Genomic DNA, 8,424 nt, shown 5'->3' with positions numbered 1-8,424 from the left:
CCCTCACCCTAACCCTCTCCCCAGAGGGGAGAGGGAACCGAACGTGCAGGCTGCGGATTGGTTTTTTCCCTCGCCCTTTGGGGAGAGGGCCGGGGTGAGGGGAAACGACGAATAGGACCAACGATGACGACTCTAAAAAAGCGCGAACGAGCTAAAACGAATGCATCGTTAATCTCCATGGTGCAGCGTTTTTCCGACATCACCATCATGTTGGGGGGATTGTGGCTGGTGTGTCAGGCGGTTGCGTTGCCGTTTTTATATCTCCATCTGTTGATGGCGCTGGTGACGCTGGTCGTTTTCCAGATGATTGGCGGGATTACCGATTTCTACCGCTCCTGGCGCGGCGTGCGTATCACCACCGAATTGCTGCTGCTGTTGCAGAACTGGACGCTAAGCCTGGTGTTTGCCGCCGGACTGCTGGCGTTTAACGATGATTTTAATACCAACTTTACCATGTGGCTGGCGTGGTACCTGATTAGCACCATCGGCATGCTGGCGAGCCGTGCGTTCATTCGCTACGGCGCTGGCATGCTGCGCCATCGCGGCTATAACACCCGCTATGTGGCCGTCGCGGGGGACATGCCGGAAGGGCAGGCGCTGCTCGAAAGCTTCCGCAACCAGCCGTGGCTGGGCTATGAAGTGGTCGGCAGCTATTACGATGCTAAACCGGGCGGCGTTAACGCCGACTGGATGGGCAATCTTGAACAACTGCTCGACGATGCCCGCAGCGGCAAAATCCACAACGTCTACATCTCGATGGCGATGCAGGAAGAGAGCCAGATTAAAGAGGTGGTCCGTTCTCTCGCCGACACCACCTGCTCGGTGCTGCTGATCCCGGATGTTTTCACATTCAACATCCTGCATTCACGCGTAGAGGTGGTGAACGGTATTCCGCTGGTGCCGCTGTACGACACGCCGCTCTCCGGGGTGAATCGTATTATCAAACGGCTGGAGGATATCGTGCTGGCGCTGGGCATTCTGCTGCTGATTTCGCCTGCGCTGTGTTGCATCGCGCTGGCGGTGAAGCTGAGTTCGCCGGGCCCCATCATCTTCCGCCAGACCCGCTACGGCATGGATGGTAAGCCGATCAAGGTGTGGAAATTCCGCTCAATGAAGGTCATGGAGAACGACAAGGTGGTGAAACAGGCGACGCAGAACGACCCGCGTGTGACCCGTGTCGGCAACTTCCTGCGCCGCACCTCGCTGGATGAACTGCCGCAGTTTATCAACGTGCTCACCGGCGGCATGTCTATCGTCGGCCCGCGTCCGCACGCGGTGGCGCACAACGAGCAGTACCGTCAACTGATTGAAGGCTACATGCTGCGCCACAAAGTGAAGCCTGGCATTACCGGCTGGGCGCAGATCAACGGCTGGCGCGGTGAAACCGATACCCTCGAGAAGATGGAAAAACGGGTGGAGTTCGATCTCGAATACATCCGCGAGTGGAGCCTGTGGCTCGATATCAAGATCGTCTTCCTGACGGTGTTCAAAGGCTTTGTCAACAAAGCAGCCTACTGAGGAAGTGACATGGGCCTGAGAGAAAAAACCATCAATGGCGCGAAATGGTCGGCGATGGCGACGGTGGTGATTATTGGCCTGGGGCTGGCGCAGATGACCGTGCTGGCGCGGCTGTTTGACGGCCATCAGTTTGGTCTGCTCACCGTGTCGCTGGTGATTATCGCGCTGGCGGACACGCTGTCGGATTTTGGTATCGCCAACTCGATTATTCAGCGTAAAGCCATCAGCCAGATTGAGCTGACCACGCTCTACTGGCTGAACGTCGGGCTGGGGATTGCGGTGTTTGCCGCGGTGTATCTGCTGAGCGATACCATTGCGCGGTTGCTGCACAACCCGGATCTCGCGCCGTTGATCAAAACGCTGTCGCTGGCCTTCGTGGTGATCCCCCACGGCCAGCAATTTCGTGCGCTGATGCAAAAAGAGCTGGAGTTTAACAAAATCGGCTCCATTGAGACCGCAGCGGTGCTGTCGGGCTTTACCTTTACGGTGATTAGCGCCTGCTTCTGGCCGCTGGCGATGACCGCAATTTTGGGTTATCTGGTCAACAGCGCCGTACGTACGCTGCTGTTCGGCTATTTTGGCCGCAAGATTTACCGTCCAGGTCTGCATTTTTCGCTGGCCACGGTCATGCCTAACCTGCGCTTTGGCGCGTGGCTGACGGCGGACAGTATTGTTAACTACATCAACACTAACCTGTCGACGCTGACGCTCGCGCGCATCCTCGGCGCCAGCGTGGCCGGGGGCTATAACCTCGCCTACAACGTGGCGGTGGTACCGCCGATGAAGCTTAACCCAATCATCACCCGCGTGCTGTTCCCGGCGTTCGCCAAGATTCAGGACGACACCGACAAGCTGCGAGTGAACTTCTACAAGCTGCTGTCGGTGGTGGGGATCATCAATTTCCCGGCGCTGCTGGGGCTAATGGTGGTGAGCAATAACTTTGTGCCGCTGGTGTTTGGCGACAAATGGCTGCACATCGTGCCGATCCTCCAGTTGCTGTGCGTGGTGGGGCTGCTGCGCTCGGTGGGCAACCCGATCGGTTCGCTGCTGATGGCCAAAGCGCGAGTGGATATCAGCTTTAAATTCAACGTCTTTAAGACCTTCCTGTTTATTCCTGCGGTGATTATCGGCGGGCAGCTCGGCGGCGCGATTGGCGTCACGCTGGGCTTCCTGCTGGTGCAAATCATCAACACCATCCTCAGCTACTTCGTGATGATTAAACCGGTGCTGGGGCCGGGCTACCGCGATTACCTGCTGAGCCTGTGGCTGCCGTTTCGTCTCTCCCTGCCGACGCTGATTTCAAGCTACGCGGTGGGGCGACTGCTGGAAGGCAGCGTTTCTCTCTCCGCGCTGCTGGCGATGCAGGTGCTGGCGGGGGTAGTCAGCTTTGCGCTGGTGATCATGCTGTCGCGCCACAGCCTGTTGCTTGAACTAAAAAAACCGCTCTGTCGGAGCGGAAAACTGAAAACGTTATTACGCGTTCCTGATTGATTTGCTTGAACCCCTTTTTGATGAGGCCATGATGAAATTACTAATTTTGGGAAACCACACCTGCGGCAACCGCGGCGACAGCGCGATTATGCGCGGCCTGCTCGATGCGATTCTTCGCCAGCAGTCGGACGTTGAAATGGACGTAATGAGCCGTTTCCCGATCAGTTCCTCCTGGTTGCAGGGGCGTGAGATTATTGCCGATCCGCTGTATCAGCTGAGCCAGAAACAGCAGGCGGCGGCTGGGGTGAGCGGGCGCGTGAAGAAAGTGCTGCGTCGCCGCTTCCAGCACAAGATCCTGCTGGCTAAGGTGACCGGCGAAGGCAAACTGCGCAACTTTGAAATTGCGCCAGAGTTTCATGAGTTTGTGCGCTTCCTTGGCAACTATGACGCGATTATTCAGGTAGGTGGGTCGAACTACGTCGATCTCTACGGCTTGACTCACTTTGAGTACCCGCTGTGCGCCTTTATGGCCAACAAGCCTATCTACATGATTGGCCACAGCGTTGGCCCGTTCCAGAACCCGGACTTCAACGAGCTGGCGAACTACGTCTTTGGCCGCACTAACGCGTTGATTCTGCGTGAAACCGTCAGCCGTGAGCTGATGGCGAAGGCGAATATCGACACCGGTAAGGTGGAGCAGGGCGTGGACACCGCCTGGCTGGTTGAGCATCGTAACGACAGTTTCGAACCGAACTACGCGGTACAGCACTGGCTGAACCTGACCGCACAGCGTAAAACCGTGGCGATTACTCTGCGCGAGCTGGAGCCGTTTGATAAGCGTCTGGGTACAACCCAGCAGGCCTATGAGAAAGCGTTTGCCGAGGTGGTGAACCGTATGATTGACGACGGTTATCAGGTGCTGGCGCTTTCTACCTGTACCAGTATCGACCGCTACAACCGCGATGACCGCATGGTCGCGCTGCGCATGGCGCAGTACGTTAAAAACCGCGAGCATTTCCATATCGCCATGGACGAACTTAATGACGTGGAGATTGGCAAAATTCTTGCCTCCTGCGAACTGACTATCGGTACCCGCCTGCACTCGGCGATTATCTCGATGAACTTCGGCACGCCGGCGATTGCCATTAACTACGAGCACAAATCAGCGGGCATTATGCAGCAGCTGGGTATGCCTGAGATGGCCATCGACATTCGTCACCTGCTCGACGGCTCGATGCAAGGCGTGGTGGGCGATATTCTCAACCAGCTTCCGGCGCTGGGCGAGAAAGTCGCCGCGGCGGTGGAGGGGGAACGCCAGAAGGGCTTCACCATGATTGAATCGGTGCTGAACCGCATCCGGGAGGGCCGATGAAAGTCAGCTTCTTCCTGCTGAAATTTCCTTTATCGTCTGAGACGTTTGTCTTAAACCAGATCGTGGCGTTTATCGAGATGGGTTATGAGGTGGAGATTGTCGCTCTGCAAAAGGGCGACCTGACCAACACTCATGCGGCTTATACCCAATATCAACTGGCGGACAAAGTTCGCTGGTTACAGGATGAGCCGTCAACGGCGCTGGAGAAGCTACGCTATCGCGCGTTCAGCACGTTGCGCGGTTTACACCGTCCCGCCGTCTGGCGGGCGTTAAACGCGCGGCGCTACGGGCAGGAGGCGCGCAACCTGATCCTCTCTTCTATCTGTAGCCGCACGCCCGCGCCGATTGTCGCCGATGTTTACATCGCCCACTTTGGCCCGGCGGGCGTGACCGCCGCCAAGCTGCGCGAACTGGGGGTGATCGACGGGAAGATAGCCACCGTCTTTCACGGTATTGATATCTCAAGCCGCGGAGTGTTGAACCACTACACCAGCGAATATCAGCAGCTGTTCCGCCGCGGCGACATGATGTTGCCCATCAGCCAACTGTGGGCCGACCGGCTGCAGGCGATGGGCTGCCCGACGGATAAAATTACCGTATCAAGAATGGGCGTAAACATGGACCGCTTTTCGCTGCGCCCGCTAAAAGCGCCCGATGGCTGCTTGCAGATACTCTCCGTTGCGCGTCTGACTGAGAAAAAGGGGCTACATGTAGCGATTGAGGCCTGCCGTCAGCTGAAAGAGCGTGGCGTCAACTTTCGCTATCGCATCCTCGGCATCGGGCCGTGGGAGCGCCGTCTGCGCACCCTGATTGAACAGTATCAGCTGGAAGATCACGTAGAAATGCCAGGTTTTAAGCCCAGTCATGAAGTGAAAATGCTGCTTGATGAAGCTGACGTCTTCCTGCTGCCCTCGGTAACGGGGGCCGATGGCGATATGGAAGGTATTCCGGTGGCGCTCATGGAGGCGATGGCGGTGGGGATCCCGGTGCTGTCGACGGTCCACAGCGGCATCCCGGAACTGATTGACTCCGGTCATTCCGGCTGGCTGGTGGAGGAGTACGACGCCACGGCGCTGGCGGACAAACTGCAATCACTTGGCCGGATGGATGCGCACAGCCTCCAGCCGGTGCTGGCGCGCGCACGTGAGAAAGTCGAAACCGATTTTAATCAGCAAGTGATTAACCGGCAGCTTGCCAGCCTGCTGCAGACGCTTTGCTAAGGAGGCGCTATGCACACCTTAACCCGACGTTACTTCCTTACCGCCGGGGCAACGCTTGCCGCGGCCTTACCGGTACTTTCAGCAACTGGCGCGCGTGCCGCCGAGAAGCGCTCGGCAGTGGACATACGTGACTACGTGCACAATGGCGACTGGATCCGCGCGTTCAATGAGGCCTTCGCGCAGGCCGACACGGTCAACGTGCCAGCGAGTGTGGTTTGCGACAATATCAATACGGCGATTACGCTGCCGCCGGGGAAAACGCTGGCGGTTGCCGGTGCCCTGAAAGGCAACGGGCGCGGGCGCTTTATCCTGCAAAAGGGCTGCCAGGTTATTGGCAGCGGTGATGCCAGCCTTTACAACATTACGCTGGACGTGCGTGGCAGTGATTGTACGATTGCCGGATTGACGATGAGCGGCTACGGCCCGGTGGCGCAGATTTTCATCGGCGGGAAAGACAAGCGTACGCTGCGTAATCTGACCATTACCCGCCTGACCATCACCAAAGCCAATTACGGTATTCTGCGCCAGGGCTACCATAATCAGTGGCTGGATGTGAACATCACCCACTGCCACTTCAGCTATCTGCAGGGCGACGCCATTGAGTGGAACGTGGCGATTAACGACCGCAATATCCTTATCTCCGACCACGTCATCGACCATATCGACTGCACCAACGGTAAGGTCAACTGGGGCATCGGGATCGGCCTGGCCGGCAGCACCTACGATAATGGCTACCCGGAAGAGCAGGCGGTGAAAAACTTTGTCGTCGCCAACATCACCGGCAGCAACTGCCGCCAGCTGGTGCACGTGGAAAACGGCAAACACTTTATTATACGTAATGTGAAAGCCAGCAATATCACGCCGGAATTCAGCAAGCAGGCGGGAATAGATAACGCCACGGTGGCGATCTACGGCTGTGATAATTTCGTTATTGATGGTGTCGATATGGTTAATAGCGCGGGAATGCTGATTGGCTACGGTGTTATCAAAGGTAATTATTTGTCGATACCGCAAAACTTCCGCCTGAATAATATACAGATGGACAACAGTGCTTTGGCCTATACGGTCCGCGGTATTCAAATTTCCTCGGGTAACAACCCCTCGTTTGTCTCTATCACCAACCTGTCCATGAAGCACGCTTCGCTGGAGATTCATAACAAACCGCAACACATTTTTTTGAGGAACATCAATGTGATGCAGCTCTCCTCTCGTGGGCCTGCGCTGAAGCTGAACTTCGATTTACGCAAGGATGTGCGTGGGAAGTTTATGGCGAAGCAGGATACGCTGCTGTCGCTGGCGAACGTGAGGGCGGTGAATGAGAAAGGGCAGGCGGCGGTGGATATTGATCGGGTCGATCAGCATGTTGTCAACACAGAACGCCTCAATTTCGCGCTGCCGCGCCGCTGAGCACGGCAATCCACTGAATTATCGGATTACATCCAGGGATCATCCTGACTCAAATCAGTACTATGACAAAACAGAGTGGATTAAACATGTTTAATCGCTATAATTCATCAACCGATATATAGGTGGACAAGATAATGGTTAATTTGAAAGCAGTCATTCCGGTAGCGGGATTGGGTATGAACATGCTACCTGCCACGAAGGCCATCCCTAAAGAGATGCTGCCGATCGTTGACAAGCCGATGATTCAGTACATCGTCGACGAAGTGGTTGCTGCAGGGATCAAAGAAATCGTTCTGGTCACACACGCATCGAAAAACTCGGTGGAAAACCACTTCGATACCTCGTATGAACTGGAAGCACTGCTTGAGCAGCGCGTTAAGCGTCAGCTGCTGGCTGAAGTTCAATCGATCTGTCCTCCTGGCGTGACTATCATGAACGTTCGCCAGGCGCAGCCGCTGGGCCTGGGGCACTCTATCCTGTGCGCGCATCCGATTGTCGGCGATAACCCGTTTGTGGTTGTGTTGCCGGACATCGTGCTGGACAACGCAAGCGCCGACCCGCTGCGCTATAACCTTGCCGCCATGGTGGCGCGTTTCAACGAAACCGGACGTAGCCAGGTACTGGCGAAACGTATGCCGGGCGACCTGTCTGAATACTCCGTCATCAAAACGAAAGAGCCGCTGGATGTCGAAGGTAAAGTTAGCCGCATCGTTGATTTTATCGAAAAACCTGACCAGCCGCAGACGCTGGAATCCGATCTGATGGCCGTAGGCCGCTACGTACTTTCCGCCGATATCTGGCCTGAACTGGCGAAGACCGTGCCGGGGGCGTGGGGCCGTATTCAACTGACGGATGCGATCGCCGAACTGGCGAATAAGCAGTCTGTTGACGCGATGCTGATGACGGGTGAGAGCTACGACTGCGGGAAGAAGATGGGGTATATGCAGGCGTTTGTGCAGTATGGGTTGCGGAATGTGAAGGATGGGGCGAAGTTCCGCGAGGAGATTGTGAGGTTGTTATCCTGATAATTCTCCTAAGAATTAAGTAGAACGGCTAATGGCAGACGAGAATAAACCTATGCATATTTGCATAGGTTTCTTTAGCTGCCATTTTTTTTGACTTGCTTCATGTAGATCATATTAATGTCAATTTAAAGGCTATGTTTACATACGCGAGTATGCGTTTTCCCTTGTTTTCTAACACATTTAAGAAGAAAATGATGCGGGTTCTTGTATTCTTACGGGTTATAAATTTTTCTTGACAAATGTGGTTTGCGACATCGTTGGTGTGGCTAGTGCACTGGTAGCTATAGAGCCAGGGGCGGTAGCGTGCGTGTAAAAACATTTCGTATTAACTGTAACTCATTGAGTTTCACAAATATTAAACAAAAATAGGTCAGTGGGTTTATTAGCATTGATGAGCTCAAGTTGGAGATAAAATGAAGATTCTGGTAACAGGTGGTGCAGGATATATTGG

The 8,424-nt window shown here is 55.3% G+C and carries 6 protein-coding genes; all 6 read left to right on the top strand.

Features of this window, described 5'->3' with window-relative positions; translation table 11 throughout:
• Nucleotides 1-123 precede the first annotated feature (123 nt).
• Nucleotides 124-1,518 carry an undecaprenyl-phosphate glucose phosphotransferase gene (gene wcaJ, locus NNN71_RS22295; protein WP_001575921.1) on the top strand — a complete coding sequence of 465 codons (1,395 nt, stop codon included), beginning with the start codon at nucleotides 124-126 and terminating at the stop codon, nucleotides 1,516-1,518.
• Between the two features lie 9 nt (nucleotides 1,519-1,527).
• Nucleotides 1,528-3,009: an MOP flippase family protein gene (locus NNN71_RS22290; RefSeq protein ID WP_271459364.1), complete on the top strand. Its 1,482-nt coding sequence runs from the start codon at nucleotides 1,528-1,530 to the stop codon at nucleotides 3,007-3,009.
• A gap of 31 nt (nucleotides 3,010-3,040) precedes the next feature.
• Entirely contained in the window at nucleotides 3,041-4,321 is a 1,281-nt protein-coding gene (gene wcaK, locus NNN71_RS22285) for a colanic acid biosynthesis pyruvyl transferase WcaK (RefSeq protein WP_271459363.1), read from the top strand.
• Entirely contained in the window at nucleotides 4,318-5,541 is a 1,224-nt protein-coding gene (gene wcaL, locus NNN71_RS22280; RefSeq protein WP_001575917.1) for a colanic acid biosynthesis glycosyltransferase WcaL, read from the top strand. Before wcaK ends, wcaL begins: the two co-directional genes overlap by 4 nt.
• Nucleotides 5,542-5,550: 9 nt before the next feature.
• Entirely contained in the window at nucleotides 5,551-6,948 is a 1,398-nt protein-coding gene (gene wcaM / locus NNN71_RS22275) for a colanic acid biosynthesis protein WcaM (protein ID WP_266226221.1), read from the top strand.
• 134 nt (nucleotides 6,949-7,082) lie between these two features.
• A complete protein-coding gene (gene galF, locus NNN71_RS22270) occupies nucleotides 7,083-7,973 on the top strand; it encodes a UTP--glucose-1-phosphate uridylyltransferase GalF (RefSeq protein ID WP_271459362.1) in 891 nt (296 codons plus the stop codon).
• The last annotated feature ends 451 nt before the right edge of the window (nucleotides 7,974-8,424 follow it).

The sequence above is a fragment of the Kluyvera sp. Awk 3 genome (assembly GCF_028069715.1).
Lineage (GTDB): Bacteria > Pseudomonadota > Gammaproteobacteria > Enterobacterales > Enterobacteriaceae > Kluyvera > Kluyvera georgiana_A.
This window is presented reverse-complemented; position numbering and strand designations above follow the sequence as displayed.